Raw genomic sequence first — 17879 nt, 5'->3', positions numbered from 1 at the left:
TCGTACGGATGCGCTCACCAGGCCGGATGCGCCGAGCGCTCGTAGGCTCGGAAACATGTCAGACGTGTACGCGGCCCGCCGTGGCCTGCTTCGCGACCGCTGTGCGGCCGCCGGGAACGCCGCCGCACTCATCACGCGTCCGGCGAACGTCCGCTACCTCTCCGGGGCGTCGCCGCTGGGCGCCGTCCTGCTGGTCGGTCCGGGCGGCGAGGACATGCTGTTCTGCGCCGGGCAGCCCAGCGGTGAAGCCGACGAGGGAAGGCTGGACGAGCACCTGCGGCTCTCCGTGCTGGACGTCCCCGGCGCGGATCCCGCCGTCGCGGCCGCCGACCTGGCCGCCTCCGGACGCGCCGACTCCCTCGCCGTCGAGGAACACCACCTCACCGTCGGCCGGCACCGCGCCCTGCGCTCCGTGGCGCCCGGACTGCGACTGGCCGACCTCGGGGCCGCCGTCGAGCAGCAGCGCCTCGTCAAGGACGAGGACGAGATCGCCTGCCTGCGGATCGCCGCCGAGATCGCCGACCAGGCCCTCGGCGAGCTGCTGGAATCGATCCTGGTGGGCCGCACCGAGCGGCACCTCGCCCTGGAGCTGGAGCGCCGCCTCGTGGACCACGGCGCCGACGGGCCGGCCTTCCCGACCTCGGTGGGCACCGGCCCGCACTCCGGCCACTCCCGGCACCGTCCCTCCGACCGCAGGGTGGAGGAAGGCGACTTCCTCTCCGTCTGCCTCGGCGCCAACTACCGGGGCTACCGCTGCGAGATCGGGCGCACCTTCGTCATCGGAACCACCCCCGCCGACTGGCAGATCGAGCTGTACGACCTGGTCTTCGCCGCCCAGCGGGCCGGCCGCGAGGCCCTAGTGCCCGGGGCCGCGTACCGAGATGTGGATCACGCCGCCCGCTCCGTACTCGACTCCGCAGGTCACGGTGAGGCCCTCGCCGCGTCGACCGGACACGGAGTCGGCCTCGAAATCGACGAGGAGCCGCAGCTTGCACCTACGGCCATGGGTAAACTGGACGCTTGCGTGCCGGTCACCGTCGAACCGGGGGTTCACCTCCCCGGCCGGGGAGGTGTCCGGATCGATGACACGCTCGTCGTGCGCCCCGAGGCGGACGGCGGTCCCGAGCTACTCACCATTACGACCAAGGAGCTGCTCGCGCTCTAGTCCGCCCCGGCGGCCCGTGCGCGCATCCGTGGTCTTCCAGTGCAGGAGATTCCCAAACCGTGGCTTCCACGAACGACCTCAAGAACGGCATGGTGCTCAAGCTCGACGGTGGCCAGCTCTGGTCCGTCGTCGAGTTCCAGCACGTCAAGCCCGGCAAGGGCCCGGCCTTCGTGCGCACCAAGCTCAAGCACGTGCTCTCCGGCAAGGTCGTCGACAAGACGTTCAACGCCGGCACGAAGGTCGAGACGGCCACCATCGACCGCCGTGACATGCAGTTCTCGTACATGGACGGCGACTACTTCGTCTTCATGGACATGAAGGACTTCGACCAGCTGATGGTCGACCGCAAGGCCGTCGGCGACGCCGCCAACTTCCTGATCGAGGGCTTCACCGCCTCCGTCGCCCAGCACGAGGGCGAGGTGCTCTACGTCGAGCTCCCGGCCGCCGTCGAGCTCACCATCGAGCACACGGACCCGGGCGTCCAGGGCGACCGCTCCACCGGTGGCACCAAGCCGGCGACGCTGGAGACGGGCTACGAGATCCAGGTCCCGCTCTTCGTCACGACGGGCGAGAAGATCAAGGTCGACACCCGCACCAGCGACTACCTCGGCCGGGTGAACAGCTAACCGTGGCTGCCCGGAGCAACGCGCGCAAGCGCGCTTTCCAGATCCTCTTCGAGGCCGACCAGCGCGGGGTCCCCGTGCGCGAGGTCCTCGCGGACTGGATCCGCCACTCGCGGTCGGACACCGACCGCCAGCCCTCGGTGAACGAGTTCACCATGGAACTCGTCGAGGGGTACGCCGACAAGGTGGACCGCATCGACGATCTGATCGCCACCTACGCCGTGGACTGGGACCTCGACCGCATGCCGGTCGTCGACCGGAACATCGTGCGTCTCGGTGCCTACGAGCTGATCTGGTGGGACGGTACCCCGGACGCCGTGGCCATCGACGAGGCCGTCCAGCTGGCCAAGGAGTTCTCCACGGACGAGTCGCCCTCGTTCGTGAACGGGCTGCTCGGCCGCTTCAAGGACCTCAAGCCGAAGCTGCGTCGCAGCGAGAGCTGAACCGGCCGGCCGACACGCGTCGGCCGACCGGGAACGGAGGGCCCGCAGCGCCCGAGGCGCTGCGGGCCCTCCGTTCGTTCGTGCGGGCCCCATGTGCGATGCGAATGCGCCCCGCGGCCTCGTACGGGCACGTACGGGCACGCGAAAAACCGGCGGGTGCCGGGGGCCTCTCGGCTCCCGGGCACCCGCCGGTAACGTTTCTGCTGGGCCTGGGCCCGGTACTGCTCCGGACTAGATGTCCTCGTGCGCCACCGCGCGGCGCGCGTCCGCGTCCAGCACGCCCCAGCTGATCAGCTGTTCGGTCAGGACCGAGGGGGACTGGTCGTAGATGACGGCGAGGGTGCGCAGGTCGTCCTGGCGGATCGAGAGCACCTTGCCGTTGTAGTCGCCGCGCTGGCTCTGGATGGTCGCCGCGTAACGCTGCAGCGGGCCGGCCTTCTCCGCGGGTACGTGGGCCAGGCGCTCCAGGTCGAGGCGCAGCTTCGGCGGCGGCTCGGCCGCGCCGCCGGGGGTCGTGCCCGGCAGGAGCTCCTGCACCGGGACCCCGTAGAAGTCCGCCAGCTCGGCGAGGCGCTGGACGGTCACGGCGCGGTCCCCGCGCTCGTAGGAACCGACCACCACGGCCTTCCAACGGCCCTGGGACTTCTCCTCGACACCGTGGAGGGAAAGGCCCTGCTGGGTGCGGATGGCACGGAGCTTGGCCCCGAGCTGCTTGGCGTATTCGCTGGACATAACGCTCCCGGACGCTGTGACGCTTTGACGACATGGACGCTGTGACTAATGGACCACGTGCGGCTCCGCCGCGCGGCTGGTAACTCACTGTGAGGTTACGCAGCGTTACTTGGATGCGTCAAGCCGAATGGTCTCCAACGCCCTCTTAAGAGGGGTCCTGGGCCGCCCCGGTGCGGGGCCGCGGGAATCCCCCTGGTACCTTGGGAAACGTACATCAGACGTCCTTTAAGGTCCGTCCCGTGAGGCGGAGAAGGAGGTCCTTTTCATGGACACTCAGCAGTCCGGTGTCATGCGCCCCGTTCTCGACGCGCAGGACATCTCGCGGGTTCTGACCCGCATCGCCCACGAAATCGTCGAACGCGCCAAGGGCGCCGACGACGTGGTGCTCCTCGGCATCCCCACCCGCGGTGTGTACCTGGCCCGCCGGCTGGCGGCCAAGCTCGAAGACATCACCGGATCCAAGATCCCGGTCGGTTCCCTCGATATCACCATGTACCGCGACGACCTGCGGATGAAGCCGGCCCGTGCCATCGGCCGCACCGAGATTCCCGGCGACGACATCGACGGCCGCCTGGTCGTCCTCGTCGACGACGTTCTCTTCTCCGGCCGCACCATCCGCGCCGCCCTCGACGCCCTCGGCGACATCGGCCGCCCCCGCGCCGTGCAGCTCGCCGTCCTCGTCGACCGCGGCCACCGCGAACTTCCGATCCGCGCCGACTACATCGGTAAGAACCTCCCCACGTCGCTGCGGGAGAACGTCCAGGTCCAGCTCCAGGAGGAGGACGGGCGGGACGCCGTATTGCTCGGCCAGCGGACCGACCGGGCGGCGGGGCACTAGCCCGTACGCGCGAACGGGCCCCAGGCGGGTCCGCGCCGCAGTCCGCCCTGCCCCAACACCGCCGCACCGCACCCCCGGCCAGTACGCCTGGCCGCCCTCCCCGACTTACGGAGTACCCGGATGAAGCGCCACCTCATCTCGGCCGCCGACCTCACGCGCGACGACGCCGTCCTCATCCTCGACACCGCCGAGGAGATGGCCCGCGTCGCCGACCGGCCGATCAAGAAACTGCCCACCCTGCGCGGCCGCACGATCTGCAACCTCTTCTTCGAGGACTCGACCCGCACCCGGATCTCCTTCGAAGCCGCCGAGAAGCGCCTCTCCGCCGACGTCATCAACTTCGCGGCGAAGGGCTCCAGCGTCTCCAAGGGCGAGTCCCTCAAGGACACCGCCCAGACCCTGGAGGCCATGGGCGTCGACGCGGTCGTCATCCGGCACCACGCCTCCGGCGCCCCCTACCGGCTCGCGACCTCCGGCTGGATCGACGCTCCGGTGATCAACGCCGGCGACGGCACCCACGAGCACCCCACCCAGGCCCTGCTCGACGCCTTCACCATGCGCCGCCGCCTCGTCGGCAAGGACGCGGGACTCGGCAAGGACCTGAACGGCCGCCGGATCACCATCGTCGGCGACGTCCTGCACAGCCGCGTGGCCCGCTCCAACGTCCACCTGCTGCACACCCTCGGCGCCGAGGTCACGCTGGTCGCCCCGCCCACCCTGGTGCCGGTCGGCGTCGAGACCTGGCCGTGCGAGATCTCGTACAGCCTGGACGAGGTGCTGCCCAAGTCCGACGCCGTGATGATGCTGCGCGTGCAGCGCGAGCGGATGAACGCCGCCTTCTTCCCGACCGAGCGCGAATACTCCCGCCGCTACGGCCTGGACGGCGCCCGCATGGCGCGGATGCCCGAGCACGCCATCGTGATGCACCCCGGCCCGATGGTCCGCGGCATGGAGATCACCGCCGAGGTCGCCGACTCCGACCGCTGCACGGTCGTCGAGCAGGTCGCCAACGGCGTCTCGATCCGCATGGCCGTCCTGTACCTGCTGCTCGGAGGCTCCGAGCCCGCCGTCACCACCAGCTCCACCGCAGCCCGCACCGAGGAGAACAAGTAACCATGAGCAAGATCCTGATTCGTGGCGCGAAGGTACTCGGTGGCGAGGCGCAGGACGTCCTGATCGACGGCGAGACCATCGCCGCCGTGGGCACCGACCTGGACGCCGGCGACGCGACCGTCATCGAGGCCGCCGGGCAGGTCCTCCTCCCGGGCCTCGTCGACCTCCACACCCACCTGCGCGAGCCCGGCCGAGAGGACTCCGAGACCGTCCTCACCGGCACCCGCGCCGCCGCCTCCGGCGGCTACACCGCCGTCTTCGCGATGGCCAACACCTTCCCCGTCGCCGACACCGCCGGAGTCGTCGAGCAGGTGTGGCGCCTGGGCAAGGAGTCCGGCTACTGCGACGTGCAGCCCATCGGCGCCGTCACCGTCGGCCTGGAGGGCAAGCAGCTCGCCGAGCTGGGCGCCATGCACGAGTCCGCCGCCCGCGTCACCGTCTTCTCCGACGACGGCAAGTGCGTGGACGACGCGGTGATGATGCGCCGCGCGCTGGAGTACGTGAAGGCCTTCGGCGGGGTCGTCGCCCAGCACGCCCAGGAGCCCCGCCTCACCGAGGGCGCCCAGATGAACGAGGGCATCGTCTCCGCCGAGCTGGGCCTCGGAGGATGGCCGGCCGTCGCCGAAGAGTCGATCATCGCCCGCGACGTCCTGCTCGCCGAGCACGTCGGCTCCCGCGTGCACATCTGCCACCTCTCCACGGCCGGCTCCGTCGAGATCGTCCGCTGGGCCAAGTCCCGCGGCATCGACGTCACCGCCGAGGTCACCCCGCACCACCTGCTCCTCACCGACGAGCTCGTGCGCTCATACGACCCCGTCTACAAGGTCAACCCGCCGCTGCGCACGCAGGCCGACGTACTGGCCCTGCGCGAGGCGCTCGCCGACGGCACGATCGACATCGTCGCCACCGACCACGCCCCGCACCCGCACGAGGACAAGGACTGCGAGTGGGCCGCCGCCGCCATGGGCATGGTGGGCCTGGAGACCGCGCTCGCCGTCGTCCACCAGACGATGGTGGAGACCGGACTGCTCGACTGGGCGGGCGTCGCCGAGCGGATGTCCTTCGCCCCGGCGCGCATCGGCGGCCTTCCGCACCACGGACGCCCCGTCTCGGCAGGTGAACCCGCGAACCTGACCTTGGTCGATACCTCGTACCGTGGTGTCGTGGACCCCGCGCACTTCGCCTCCCGCAGCCGCAACACGCCTTACGAAGGCCGCGAGCTGCCGGGTCGCGTCACTCACACCTTCCTGCGGGGCCGGGCAACGGTCGTGGACGGGACGCTGGCGTGACACCTGCAGTAATCCAACTGGCCGCCGAGGCCGAACGACAGTCGGCGCAGGTGACGGACTGGGGCGCCCGCATCGCGTGGGTGATCGGCCTGCTCGTCTTCATCGCGTTCGTCTACTGGCTGATGCGGCAGGGCTGGAAGTGGCGCGGCACCCTGCAGAGCGATCTGCCGGAGCTGCCCGCCGCCCCCGGCGGTCTCCCCGAACACAGGCTGGCGCTGACCGGCCGGTACCACGGGTCCACCACCGCCGGGCAGTGGCTCGACCGGATCGTCGCCCACGGTCTGGGCGTCCGCAGCCGGGTCGAGCTCACGCTCACCGACGAGGGCCTCGACGTGGTCCGTCCGGGTGCCACCGACTTCTTCGTACCGGCCGCGCAACTGCGCGGCGCCCGCCTCGACAAGGGAATCGCGGGCAAGGTACTCACCGAGGGCGGTCTGCTCGTCGTCACCTGGGCGCACGGTGACAAGCAGATCGACTCCGGATTCCGCTCCGACCGCGCGGCCGAACACGCCGCCTGGGTCGAAGCAATCAACTCCATGAACCACTCGCACACGACGGAAGGCGCCGAACGATGACGACCTCCACCAGGGGAGCAGCCAAAGCTCCCGCCGTACTCGTCCTGGAGGACGGCCGGATCTTCCGCGGCCGCGCCTACGGCGCTGTGGGGGAGACCTTCGGCGAGGCCGTGTTCTCCACCGGAATGACCGGCTACCAGGAGACCCTCACCGACCCGTCGTACCACCGGCAGGTCGTCGTGATGACCGCCCCGCACGTGGGCAACACGGGCGTCAACGACGAGGACGCCGAGTCCTCCCGCATCTGGGTCGCCGGATACGTCGTACGCGACCCCGCCCGCGTCCCCTCCAACTGGCGCTCCCGGCGCTCGCTGGACGAGGAGCTCGTCCAGCAGGGCGTCGTCGGGATCTCCGGCATCGACACCCGCGCCCTGACCCGCCACCTGCGCGAGCGCGGCGCCATGCGCGTCGGCATCTTCTCCGGCGCCTCCGTCGCCGACGACGCGACGCTGCTCGCCCGCGTCCAGGAAGCCCCGCAGATGAAGGGCGCGGACCTCTCCGCCGAGGTCTCCACCAAGGAGACGTACGTCGTCCCCGCGATCGGTGAGAAGAAGTTCACCGTCGCCGCCGTGGACCTCGGCATCAAGGGCATGACCCCGCACCGGATGGCCGAGCGCGGCATCGAGGTGCACGTGCTCCCCGCCACCGCCACCGTCGAAGACGTGTACGCGGTCAACCCCGACGGCGTGTTCTTCTCCAACGGCCCGGGCGACCCGGCCACCGCCGACCACGCGGTCTCCGTCATGCAGGGCGTCCTCGCCCGCAAGACGCCCCTCTTCGGCATCTGCTTCGGCAACCAGATCCTCGGCCGCGCCCTCGGCTTCGGCACCTACAAGCTGAAGTACGGCCACCGCGGCATCAACCAGCCCGTGCAGGACCGCACCACCGGCAAGGTCGAGATCACCGCGCACAACCACGGCTTCGCCGTCGACGCGCCCCTCGACAAGGTCTCCGAGACCCCCTACGGCCGCGCCGAGGTCTCGCACGTCTGCCTGAACGACAACGTCGTGGAAGGCCTCCAGCTGCTCGACCAGCCGGCCTTCAGCGTCCAGTACCACCCCGAGGCGGCCGCCGGCCCGCACGACGCCGCGTACCTCTTCGACCGCTTCACGTCTTTGATGAACACCGTCCCGATGGAGGCCGAGCGTGCCTAAGCGCACCGATATCCAGTCCGTCCTGGTCATCGGCTCCGGCCCGATCGTCATCGGACAGGCAGCCGAGTTCGACTACTCCGGCACCCAGGCCTGCCGCATCCTCAAGGCCGAGGGCCTGCGGGTCATCCTGGTGAACTCCAACCCCGCCACGATCATGACCGACCCGGAGATCGCCGACGCCACGTACGTCGAGCCGATCACCCCCGAGTTCGTCGAGAAGATCATCGCGAAGGAGCGCCCCGACGCGCTGCTGCCGACCCTCGGCGGCCAGACCGCGCTCAACACCGCGATCTCCATGCACGAGCAGGGCGTGCTGGAGAAGTACAACGTCGAGCTCATCGGCGCCAACGTCGAGGCGATCAACAAGGGCGAGGACCGCGAGCTCTTCAAGGGCGTCGTCGAGGCCGTCAACGCCAAGATCGGCTACGGCGAGTCCGCCCGCTCCGTCATCTGCCACACGATGGAAGACGTCATCAACGGCGTCGACACCCTCGGCGGCTACCCCGTCGTCGTGCGCCCCTCCTTCACCATGGGCGGCGCCGGCTCCGGCTTCGCCCACAACGAGGAAGAGCTGCGCCGCATCGCCGGCCAGGGCCTCACGCTCTCCCCGACCACCGAGGTGCTCCTGGAGGAGTCCATCCTCGGCTGGAAGGAGTACGAGCTGGAGCTGATGCGCGACACCAAGGACAACGTCGTCGTCGTCTGTTCCATCGAGAACTTCGACCCGATGGGCGTCCACACCGGCGACTCCATCACCGTCGCCCCCGCGATGACGCTCACCGACCGCGAGTACCAGCGGCTGCGCGACATCGGCATCGCGATCATCCGCGAGGTCGGCGTCGACACCGGCGGCTGCAACATCCAGTTCGCGATCGACCCGGTCGACGGCCGCGTCATCGTCATCGAGATGAACCCGCGCGTCTCGCGTTCCTCGGCGCTCGCGTCGAAGGCCACCGGCTTCCCGATCGCCAAGATCGCCGCCAAGCTGGCCATCGGCTACACGCTCGACGAGGTCCCCAACGACATCACCGAGAAGACCCCGGCCTCCTTCGAGCCGTCCCTCGACTACGTCGTCGTCAAGGCCCCGCGCTTCGCCTTCGAGAAGTTCCCGCTCGCCGACGCCACCCTCACCACCACCATGAAGTCGGTGGGCGAGGCCATGGCCATCGGCCGCAACTTCACCGAGGCCCTGCAGAAGGCCCTGCGCTCGCTGGAGAAGAAGGGCTCGCAGTTCACCTTCGTCGGCCCCACCGGCGACAAGGAAGAGCTCCTCGCCACCGCGGTCCGCCCCACCGACGGCCGCATCAACACCGTCATGCAGGCCATCCGCGCCGGCGCCACCCAGGAAGAGGTCTTCGAGTCCACGAAGATCGACCCCTGGTTCGTCGACCAGCTCTTCCTCATCAAGGAGATCGCGGACGAGCTGGCCGCCGCCGACAAGCTCCACCCCGAGCTGCTCGCCGAAGCCAAGCGCCACGGCTTCTCCGACGTGCAGATCGCCGAGATCCGCGGCCTGCGCGAGGACGTCGTCCGCGAGGTCCGCCACGCGCTGGGCGTACGCCCGGTCTACAAGACGGTCGACACCTGCGCCGCCGAGTTCGCCGCGAAGACCCCGTACTTCTACTCCTCGTACGACGAGGAGTCCGAGGTCGCCCCCCGCGAGAAGCCCGCGGTCATCATCCTGGGCTCGGGACCGAACCGCATCGGCCAGGGCATCGAGTTCGACTACTCCTGCGTCCACGCCTCCTTCGCCCTCAGCGAGGCCGGCTACGAGACCGTGATGGTCAACTGCAACCCGGAGACCGTCTCCACCGACTACGACACCTCCGACCGCCTGTACTTCGAGCCGCTGACGCTCGAAGACGTGCTGGAGATCGTCCACGCCGAGTCGCTGGCGGGCCCCATCGCCGGCGTCATCGTCCAGCTCGGCGGCCAGACCCCCCTCGGTCTCGCCCAGGCGCTCAAGGACAACGGCGTCCCCGTCGTCGGCACCCCGCCGGAGGCCATCCACGCCGCAGAGGACCGCGGCGCCTTCGGCCAGGTCCTCGCCGACGCCGGCCTGCCCGCCCCCAAGCACGGCACCGCCACGACCTTCGTCGGCGCCAAGGCCATCGCCGACGAGATCGGCTACCCCGTCCTCGTACGCCCCTCGTACGTGCTCGGCGGCCGCGGCATGGAGATCGTCTACGACGAGACCCGCCTGGAGTCGTACATCGCCGAGTCCACCGAGATCAGCCCCACCCGGCCGGTCCTCGTCGACCGCTTCCTCGACGACGCCATCGAGATCGACGTCGACGCCCTCTACGACGGGACCGAGCTCTACCTCGGCGGCGTCATGGAGCACATCGAGGAAGCCGGCATCCACTCCGGCGACTCCGCCTGCGCCCTGCCCCCGATCACCCTCGGCGGCTACGACATCAAGCGGCTGCGCGCCTCCACCGAGGCCATCGCCAAGGGCGTCGGCGTCCGCGGCCTGATCAACATCCAGTTCGCGATGGCGGGCGACATCCTCTACGTCCTGGAGGCCAACCCGCGCGCCTCGCGGACCGTCCCCTTCACCTCGAAGGCGACCGCCGTCCCGCTCGCGAAGGCCGCCGCCCGCATCTCGCTCGGCACCACCATCGCCGAGCTCCGCGAAGAGGGCATGCTCCCGAAGACCGGCGACGGCGGCACCCTGCCGCTCGACGGGCCGATCTCCGTCAAGGAGGCCGTCATGCCGTGGTCGCGCTTCCGCGACATCCACGGCCGCGGCGTCGACACCGTCCTCGGCCCGGAGATGCGCTCCACCGGCGAGGTCATGGGCATCGACTCCGTCTTCGGCACGGCGTACGCCAAGTCGCAGGCCGGCGCCTACGGCCCGCTGCCCACCAAGGGCCGCGCGTTCATCTCGGTGGCCAACCGCGACAAGCGCTCGATGATCTTCCCGGCGCGCGAGCTGGTCGCCCACGGCTTCGAGCTGATGGCCACCTCCGGCACCGCCGAGGTGCTGCGCCGCAACGGCATCAACGCCACCGTGGTGCGCAAGCTCAGCGAGGGCGAGGGCCCGAACGGCGAGAAGACCATTGTCCAGCTGATCCACGACGGCCAGGTCGACCTGATCGTCAACACCCCGTACGGCACCGGCGGCCGCCTCGACGGTTACGAGATCCGCACCGCCGCCGTGGCGCGCAGCGTCCCGTGCCTCACCACGGTCCAGGCGCTCGCCGCGGCCGTCCAGGGCATCGACGCGCTCAACCGCGGAGACGTGGGCGTCCGCTCGCTCCAGGAGCACGCGCGACAGCTGACCGCCGCCCGCGACTAGCAGCCGACCCGGGAAGGGGGACATCCGATGCGCGACGCGCGACGGATGTCCCCCTCTTCATGAGCGCAGGAGGGATCTTCTCCCCATGTACAAACTCTTCTTCAACCTCGTCTTCAAGCGGATGGACCCCGAGCAGGCCCACTACACGGCCTTCCGCTGGATCCGCCTCGCGGCCCGCACGCCGGTGCTGCGCACCTTCATCGCCGCCTCCCTGGCCCCCCGCTACGCGGCCCTGCGCACCGAGGCCCTCGGCCTGCGGATGCACGGCCCCTTCGGGCTCGCCGCCGGCTTCGACAAGAACGCCGTCGCCATCGACGGGATGTCGATGCTCGGCTTCGACCACATCGAGATCGGCACGGTCACGGCCGAGGCCCAGCCCGGCAACCCGAAGAAGCGGCTGTTCCGGCTGGTCCCGGACCGCGCGCTGATCAACCGCATGGGCTTCAACAACGAGGGCTCGGCGGCCGTCGCCGAGCGCCTGGCCGCCCGCATCCCCGTCTTCAGGACGGTCGTCGGCGTCAACATCGGCAAGACCAAGATCGTCCCCGAGGAAGAGGCGGTCGCGGACTACGTCGCCTCCACCGAGCGCCTCGCCCGCCACGCGGACTACCTCGTCGTCAACGTCTCCTCCCCGAACACCCCCGGCCTGCGCAACCTCCAGGCCACCGAGTCGCTGCGCCCGCTGCTGACGGCCGTACGCGAGGCCGCCGACCGCGTCGTGACCGACCGCCGGGTCCCGCTGCTGGTCAAGATCGCGCCGGACCTCGCCGACGAGGACGTGGACGCGGTGGCCGACCTGGCCTTGGAGCTGGGCCTGGACGGCATCATCGCCACCAACACCACGATCGCCCGCGAAGGCCTCGGCCTGAAGTCCTCCCCCTCCCTGATCAAGGAGACCGGCGGCCTGTCCGGAGCCCCCGTCAAGGAGCGCTCGCTGGAGGTCCTGCGCCGCCTCTACGCCCGGGTCGGCGACCGCCTGGTGCTCGTCGGCGTCGGCGGCATCGAGAACGCCGAGGACGCCTGGCAGCGGATCCTGGCGGGCGCCACCCTGATCCAGGGCTACAGCGCCTTCATCTACGAGGGCCCCTTCTACGCCCGCGCCGTCCACAAGGGCCTGGCCGCGCGCCTGGCCGCCAGCCCGTACGCGACGCTCGCCGAAGCGGTGGGCGCCGAAACCCGAAAGGCCGCACTGTGACCTCTGCCCCCGTGATCCCCTTCGGTACGCGGCTGCGCGCGGCGATGGACACCCGCGGCCCGCTGTGCGTGGGCATCGACCCGCACGCGGCCCTGCTGGAGTCCTGGGGCCTGAACGACGACGTCGCCGGCCTGGAGAAGTTCTCCCGCACGGTGGTCGAGGCGCTGGCGGACTCGGTCGCGGTCTTCAAGCCGCAGGCCGCCTTCTTCGAGCGCTTCGGCTCGAAGGGCATCGCCGTCCTGGAGCGGACGGTCGCCGACGCGCGCGCGGCGGGCACGCTGGTCGTCATGGACGCCAAGCGCGGCGACATCGGCTCGACGATGGCCGCGTACGCCGAGACCTTCCTGTCGCCGTCCTCGCCGCTCTTCTCCGACGCGCTCACCGTCTCCCCGTACCTGGGCTACGGCTCGCTCGCCCCGGCGATCGACCTGGCCCGCGCTTCCGGGGCCGGCCTGTTCGTCCTCGCCCTGACCTCCAACCCGGAGGGCGCGGAGGTCCAGCGGGCGGTGCGGTCGGACGGCCGCTCGATCGGTGCGACGATGCTGGCGCACCTCGCGGCGGAGAACGCGGGGGCCTCCCCGATGGGCTCCTTCGGAGCCGTCGTGGGCGCGACCCTCGGGGACCTGTCCTCCTTCGACCTGGACATCAACGGGCCCCTCCTGGCCCCCGGCATCGGCGCCCAGGGCGCGACGGCGGCGGACCTCCCGGCTGTCTTCGGCGCGGCCGTCCGCAACGTCGTGCCGAACGTGTCGCGGGGGGTCCTCAAGCACGGCCCCGACGCGGGTGCGCTGCGCGGCGCGGCGGAGGCCTTCGCGGAGGAGATCCGCGTAGCCGTGGCCGCCTGACCCGAGTCCCCTCGGCGGGGCTGGTTGCCCGGAGGGCAATGCGGCCCCGCCGACGTCACCCCATTCCTTCGCTCTTGCGCATCGGGTCCCGTTTTTCGACGGCCTGAGGCCTTCGGAGGCGCCTGCCCGGCCGACAGCGGTCCGTCCGCGCCGCCGGGCATCCTCGACGAGCGGCGTGCGGTGCTCGCCGTACGCGGAATCGGAGCGTTCGAGGACGACGTCGGGCGAGCTCATCGCACTGCTTGACGAATTTCGAACGTCTTCCACCGGACAAAACCGGGGTAGTTTGTCCGTAATGTACGGTTCGGTGGAGGCTGACCAGGACTTTTCGTCCGTTCTCGCTGACTGGAGCGGTCATGGCCGCTAGTCTCCGACCAGAGTGAACGAGCAGCGATCGAGCACCACCGCTGTTCGGGCACTCGCCTGGTGTGGTGCCTTCCGGCTCCGCACCGGTCCGTATCCGACAGTTCGACATCCGAGGTGACGTAGGCGTGGCTCTTCCGCCCCTTACCCCTGAACAGCGCGCAGCAGCGCTCGAAAAGGCCGCCGCGGCTCGCCGGGAGCGGGCCGAGGTGAAGAATCGACTCAAGCATTCCGGCGCCTCCCTCCAAGACGTCATCAAGACGGGCCAGGAGAATGACGTCATCGGCAAGATGAAGGTCTCCGCACTTCTGGAGTCCCTGCCTGGCGTGGGCAAGGTGCGCGCCAAGCAGATCATGGAGCGCCTCGGCATCTCCGAATCACGGCGTGTCCGAGGTCTCGGTTCCAACCAGATCGCCTCTCTGGAGCGTGAGTTCGGCACTCCTGCCGGCTGACGCGTTGCCTGGAGTTCCCCCGGCGTTCTCAGGCAGTCCCGAGAAGCTGGATAATCGCTCTATGGCAGCAGAGGTTCGTCCGCGGCTGACCGTGCTCTCCGGCCCTTCGGGGGTCGGCAAGAGCACGGTCGTCGCGCATATGCGCAAGGTCCACCCCGAAGTCTGGCTCTCGGTGTCGGCCACCACCCGCAAGCCGCGGCCCGGTGAGCGACACGGAGTCCAGTACTTCTTCGTCAACGACGACGAGTTCGACAAGCTGATCGCCAATGGCGAGCTGCTGGAGTGGGCCGAATTCGCGGGCAACCGCTACGGCACACCGCGCGGCGCAGTGCTGGAACGCCTGGAGAACGGCGAACCGGTCCTGCTGGAGATCGATCTCCAGGGCGCGCGACTCGTCCGCGAGTCGCTGTCCGAGGCGCAGCTGGTCTTCCTGGCACCGCCGAGCTGGGACGAGCTGGTCCGCCGGCTCACCGGCCGCGGCACCGAATCCGCCGAGGTCATCGAGCGCCGGCTCGCCACCGCCAAGATCGAACTGGCTGCCGAGCCCGAGTTCGATACCACCCTGGTCAACACCTCGGTCGAGGATGTGGCGCGCGAGCTGCTAGCCTTGATGAATGTTGTTTGATCGTTGATCGATGTTCAGTCGGTCGGTGTTCGTCAACGTTCCGATCTTTCAACCCATCTTCGGAAGGTAGAGCGTGTCCTCTTCCATTACTGCGCCCGAGGGCATCATCAACCCGCCGATCGACGAGCTGCTCGAGGCCACGGACTCGAAGTACAGCCTCGTGATCTACGCGGCCAAGCGTGCGCGTCAGATCAACGCGTACTACTCGCAGCTCGGTGAGGGCCTGCTCGAGTACGTCGGCCCGCTGGTGGACACCCACGTCCACGAGAAGCCGCTTTCGATCGCGCTGCGCGAGATCAACGCGGGTCTGCTGACCGCCGAGGCCATCGAGGCCCCGGCTCAGTAAGGCGCGAGTTTTCCTTTCACCACAGGCCCGGCAGAACATCTGCCGGGCCTGTGGTGTGTCATAGGTGTCGTAGGTGTCATGGGTGTGAGTACGGGGACCAGCCGAAGGGTCGTGTGTGGTGGGTAAGCCGAAGGTCGTACTCGGAGTCAGTGGCGGGATCGCCGCCTACAAGGCGTGCGAGCTGCTGCGCCGGCTGACCGAGTCCGGGCACGACGTGCGCGTGGTGCCGACGGCGGCGTCCCTGAACTTCGTCGGCGAGGCCACCTGGGCGGCCCTCTCCGGGAACCCGGCCTCCACCGAGGTCTGGGAGTCCGTCCACGAGGTGCCGCACGTGCGCATCGGCCAGTCCGCCGACCTCGTCGTCGTCGCCCCGGCCACCGCCGACCTGCTGGCCAAGGCCGCCCACGGGCTCGCCGACGACCTGCTCACCAACACCCTGCTCACCGCGCGCTGTCCCGTGGTGTTCGCACCCGCGATGCACACCGAGATGTGGGAGCACCCGGCCACCCGGGAGAACGTCGCGACGCTGCGCCGCCGCGGCGCCGTCGTCATCGAGCCCGCCGTCGGCCGGCTCACCGGCAAGGACACCGGCAAGGGGCGGCTGCCCGACCCCGAAGAGATCTTCGAGGTCTGCCGGGCCGCCTTGAGGAGGCGGGGCCCCGCGGGCGGGGCGACCGGGCCCGACCTCGCCGGCCGGCACGTGGTGGTCAGCGCGGGAGGCACGCGGGAGCCGCTGGACCCGGTCCGCTTCCTCGGCAACCGCTCCTCCGGCAAGCAGGGCTACGCCCTGGCCCGTACCGCCGTCGCACGGGGGGCCAGGGTCACCCTGGTCTCCGCCAACGCGGCCCTGGCCGACCCGGCCGGGGTGGACGTCGTACGGGTGGGGACCGCCCTGCAGCTGCGCGAGGCGGTGCTCAAGGCCGCCGCGGACGCCGACGCCGTGGTGATGGCCGCGGCCGTGGCCGACTTCCGGCCGTCCGCGTACGCGGGCGGGAAGATCAAGAAGAAGGACGGGCAGGAGCCCGCGCCGATCGTCCTCGTACGCAATCCGGACGTTCTCGCGGAGATTTCCGCCGACCGTGCGCGCGAAGGCCAGGTCGTGGTGGGGTTCGCGGCGGAGACGGACGACGTGCTCGCCAACGGTCGCGCGAAGCTGCTCCGCAAGGGATGTGACCTCCTCGTCGTGAATGAGGTGGGGGAGACCAAGACCTTTGGTTCGGAGGAGAACGAGGCGGTCATCCTGGCCTCAGACGGCAGCGAGACGGCCGTGCCCTACGGTCCGAAGGAAGCGCTCGCAGAGGTGATTTGGGATCAGGTCGCCCCGCGCATCGCGACTCGACGCGCCTGAGTGGCGCCTCTTTCCGCAGGCATCTCTTTACGTCAGAATGGAGTGCCGCAGGTCACACGGCTCCCACAGGGCGAGACGGGTGGTCCCACGCACGGTGGCGACCGATAAACTGCATTCGGAACGTGATCGGGCGCAGCCTCCGATGTGGTTCCGCCAATGATTCAGCCAGCAGCCGCTGCAACCCCAGGGAGCGTTGTGTCCCGTCGCTTGTTCACCTCGGAGTCCGTGACCGAGGGTCACCCCGACAAGATCGCTGACCAGATCAGCGACACCATCCTCGACGCGCTCCTCAGCGAGGACCCGACTTCGCGCGTGGCCGTGGAGACCCTCATCACCACCGGTCTCGTCCACATCGCCGGAGAGGTGACGACGAAGGCGTACGCGCCCATCGCGCAGCTCGTCCGCGACAAGATCCTCGAGATCGGCTACGACTCCTCGAAGAAGGGCTTCGACGGCGCCTCCTGTGGCGTGTCGGTGTCCATCGGCGCCCAGTCCCCGGACATCGCGCAGGGCGTGGACACCGCGTACGAGAAGCGGGTCGAGGGCGATGAGGACGAGCTCGACAAGCAGGGCGCGGGCGACCAGGGCCTGATGTTCGGCTACGCCTGCGACGAGACGCCCGAGCTGATGCCGCTCCCGATCCACCTCGCGCACCGGCTCTCCAAGCGGCTGTCCGAGGTCCGCAAGGACGGCACCGTCCCCTACCTGCGCCCCGACGGCAAGACCCAGGTCACCATCGAGTACGACGGCGACAAGCCCGTCCGCCTCGACACGGTCGTCGTGTCCTCGCAGCACGCGGCGGACATCGACCTGGACTCGCTGCTCGCCCCCGACATCCGCGAGTTCGTCGTGGAGCACGTCCTCGCGCAACTCGCCGCCGAGGGCATCAAGCTGGAGACCGAGGGCTACCGCCTCCTCGTCAACCCGACCGGGCGCTTCGAGATCGGCGGCCCGATGGGCGACGCCGGCCTCACCGGCCGCAAAATCATCATCGACACCTACGGCGGCATGGCCCGCCACGGCGGCGGCGCCTTCTCCGGCAAGGACCCGTCCAAGGTCGACCGCTCCGCCGCCTACGCCATGCGCTGGGTCGCCAAGAACGTCGTCGCCGCCGGCCTCGCCTCACGCTGCGAGGTCCAAGTCGCCTACGCCATCGGCAAGGCCGAGCCCGTCGGCCTCTTCGTCGAAACCTTCGGCACCCACAAGGTCGACGTGCAGAAGATCGAGGACGCCATCGGCCAGGTCTTCGACCTCCGCCCCGCCGCGATCATCCGCGACCTCGACCTCCTCCGCCCGATCTACGCCCAGACCGCCGCCTACGGCCACTTCGGCCGCGAACTCCCCGACTTCACCTGGGAACGCACCGACCGCGTCGACGCCCTGCGCGCCGCCGCCGGCCTGTAAGACCCCCGGCGGTAGGACCCGCCGTACGTGAGGCCCCGGACCCCAGCGGATGCTGTTGGTTAATCCGG

General features: G+C 69.9%; 17 protein-coding genes. 16 read left to right on the top strand and 1 reads right to left on the bottom strand.

What is annotated here, in order from left to right; all coding sequences use genetic code 11:
• The first annotated feature begins 55 nt into the window (after positions 1-55).
• The 3 genes from J7E97_RS28155 to nusB are packed head-to-tail and all read left to right on the top strand — an operon-like array spanning position 56 to position 2231.
• The gene (locus J7E97_RS28155; RefSeq protein ID WP_215032973.1) at positions 56-1165 is read left to right on the top strand and encodes an aminopeptidase P family protein; all 1110 of its coding nucleotides are present in this window, start codon (positions 56-58) and stop codon (positions 1163-1165) included.
• 59 nt (positions 1166-1224) lie between these two features.
• Positions 1225-1791: an elongation factor P gene (gene efp, locus J7E97_RS28150; RefSeq protein WP_215032970.1), complete on the top strand. Its 567-nt coding sequence runs from the start codon at positions 1225-1227 to the stop codon at positions 1789-1791.
• Positions 1792-1793: 2 nt separating this feature from the next.
• Entirely contained in the window at positions 1794-2231 is a 438-nt protein-coding gene (gene nusB, locus J7E97_RS28145) for a transcription antitermination factor NusB (protein WP_215032967.1), read from the top strand.
• 231 nt (positions 2232-2462) lie between these two features.
• On the opposite strand, the gene bldD is transcribed toward nusB, so the two are convergent.
• Positions 2463-2963, bottom strand: a complete 501-nt coding sequence (gene bldD, locus J7E97_RS28140) for a transcriptional regulator BldD (RefSeq protein ID WP_069929708.1) — start codon at positions 2961-2963, stop codon at positions 2463-2465.
• A 265-nt stretch (positions 2964-3228) separates the two neighbouring features.
• Here bldD and pyrR point away from each other — a divergent pair, with 265 nt between their 5' ends.
• The 13 genes from pyrR to metK all read left to right on the top strand — a co-directional run bounded on the left by pyrR (position 3229) and on the right by metK (position 17811).
• Positions 3229-3801: a bifunctional pyr operon transcriptional regulator/uracil phosphoribosyltransferase PyrR gene (pyrR, locus tag J7E97_RS28135; RefSeq protein ID WP_215032964.1), complete on the top strand. Its 573-nt coding sequence runs from the start codon at positions 3229-3231 to the stop codon at positions 3799-3801.
• Between the two features lie 120 nt (positions 3802-3921).
• Entirely contained in the window at positions 3922-4914 is a 993-nt protein-coding gene (locus tag J7E97_RS28130) for an aspartate carbamoyltransferase catalytic subunit (protein ID WP_215032961.1), read from the top strand.
• 2 nt (positions 4915-4916) lie between these two features.
• Positions 4917-6203 carry a dihydroorotase gene (locus tag J7E97_RS28125; RefSeq protein WP_215032958.1) on the top strand — a complete coding sequence of 429 codons (1287 nt, stop codon included), beginning with the start codon at positions 4917-4919 and terminating at the stop codon, positions 6201-6203.
• On the top strand, positions 6200-6778 hold the full coding sequence (locus tag J7E97_RS28120; RefSeq protein ID WP_215032955.1) for a hypothetical protein: 579 nt from the start codon (positions 6200-6202) through the stop codon (positions 6776-6778). Before J7E97_RS28125 ends, J7E97_RS28120 begins: the two co-directional genes overlap by 4 nt.
• Positions 6775-7932, top strand: a complete 1158-nt coding sequence (gene carA / locus J7E97_RS28115; RefSeq protein WP_215032952.1) for a glutamine-hydrolyzing carbamoyl-phosphate synthase small subunit — start codon at positions 6775-6777, stop codon at positions 7930-7932. The genes J7E97_RS28120 and carA overlap by 4 nt, the downstream gene beginning before the upstream one ends.
• The gene (carB, locus tag J7E97_RS28110) at positions 7925-11233 is read left to right on the top strand and encodes a carbamoyl-phosphate synthase large subunit (RefSeq protein WP_215032949.1); all 3309 of its coding nucleotides are present in this window, start codon (positions 7925-7927) and stop codon (positions 11231-11233) included. Before carA ends, carB begins: the two co-directional genes overlap by 8 nt.
• An 85-nt stretch (positions 11234-11318) precedes the next feature.
• Positions 11319-12428, top strand: coding sequence for a quinone-dependent dihydroorotate dehydrogenase (locus J7E97_RS28105; protein WP_215032946.1), 1110 nt, complete (start codon positions 11319-11321; stop codon positions 12426-12428).
• Positions 12425-13273, top strand: coding sequence for an orotidine-5'-phosphate decarboxylase (gene pyrF, locus J7E97_RS28100; protein WP_308346825.1), 849 nt, complete (start codon positions 12425-12427; stop codon positions 13271-13273). Before J7E97_RS28105 ends, pyrF begins: the two co-directional genes overlap by 4 nt.
• A gap of 491 nt (positions 13274-13764) precedes the next feature.
• Complete coding sequence (locus J7E97_RS28095; protein ID WP_112452485.1) at positions 13765-14088, top strand: integration host factor; 324 nt, start codon at positions 13765-13767, stop codon at positions 14086-14088.
• A 61-nt stretch (positions 14089-14149) separates the two neighbouring features.
• On the top strand, positions 14150-14713 hold the full coding sequence (gene gmk / locus J7E97_RS28090; protein ID WP_215032944.1) for a guanylate kinase: 564 nt from the start codon (positions 14150-14152) through the stop codon (positions 14711-14713).
• A gap of 73 nt (positions 14714-14786) precedes the next feature.
• Positions 14787-15059: a DNA-directed RNA polymerase subunit omega gene (gene rpoZ / locus J7E97_RS28085; protein ID WP_215032941.1), complete on the top strand. Its 273-nt coding sequence runs from the start codon at positions 14787-14789 to the stop codon at positions 15057-15059.
• A gap of 118 nt (positions 15060-15177) precedes the next feature.
• Entirely contained in the window at positions 15178-16407 is a 1230-nt protein-coding gene (gene coaBC / locus J7E97_RS28080) for a bifunctional phosphopantothenoylcysteine decarboxylase/phosphopantothenate--cysteine ligase CoaBC (RefSeq protein ID WP_215032937.1), read from the top strand.
• A gap of 195 nt (positions 16408-16602) precedes the next feature.
• The gene (gene metK / locus J7E97_RS28075; protein WP_215032934.1) at positions 16603-17811 is read left to right on the top strand and encodes a methionine adenosyltransferase; all 1209 of its coding nucleotides are present in this window, start codon (positions 16603-16605) and stop codon (positions 17809-17811) included.
• Positions 17812-17879: the final 68 nt, after the last annotated feature.

The organism is Streptomyces sp. ISL-66 (genome assembly GCF_018614135.1).
Lineage (GTDB): Bacteria > Actinomycetota > Actinomycetes > Streptomycetales > Streptomycetaceae > Streptomyces.
Note: the sequence above shows the minus strand (reverse complement) of the source record. Positions and strands in the feature narration are given on the sequence as shown.

What these genes read in the sequence shown, in the direction of transcription:
- J7E97_RS28155 (WP_215032973.1), top strand. Translation starts at nt 56, where the DNA reads ATGTCAGACGTGTACGCGGCCCGCCGTGGCCTGCTTCGCGACCGCTGT.
- bldD (WP_069929708.1), bottom strand. Translation starts at nt 2,963, where the DNA reads ATGTCCAGCGAATACGCCAAGCAGCTCGGGGCCAAGCTCCGTGCCATC.
- pyrR (WP_215032964.1), top strand. Translation starts at nt 3,229, where the DNA reads ATGGACACTCAGCAGTCCGGTGTCATGCGCCCCGTTCTCGACGCGCAG.
- J7E97_RS28130 (WP_215032961.1), top strand. Translation starts at nt 3,922, where the DNA reads ATGAAGCGCCACCTCATCTCGGCCGCCGACCTCACGCGCGACGACGCC.
- J7E97_RS28125 (WP_215032958.1), top strand. Translation starts at nt 4,917, where the DNA reads ATGAGCAAGATCCTGATTCGTGGCGCGAAGGTACTCGGTGGCGAGGCG.
- carA (WP_215032952.1), top strand. Translation starts at nt 6,775, where the DNA reads ATGACGACCTCCACCAGGGGAGCAGCCAAAGCTCCCGCCGTACTCGTC.
- J7E97_RS28105 (WP_215032946.1), top strand. Translation starts at nt 11,319, where the DNA reads ATGTACAAACTCTTCTTCAACCTCGTCTTCAAGCGGATGGACCCCGAG.
- gmk (WP_215032944.1), top strand. Translation starts at nt 14,150, where the DNA reads ATGGCAGCAGAGGTTCGTCCGCGGCTGACCGTGCTCTCCGGCCCTTCG.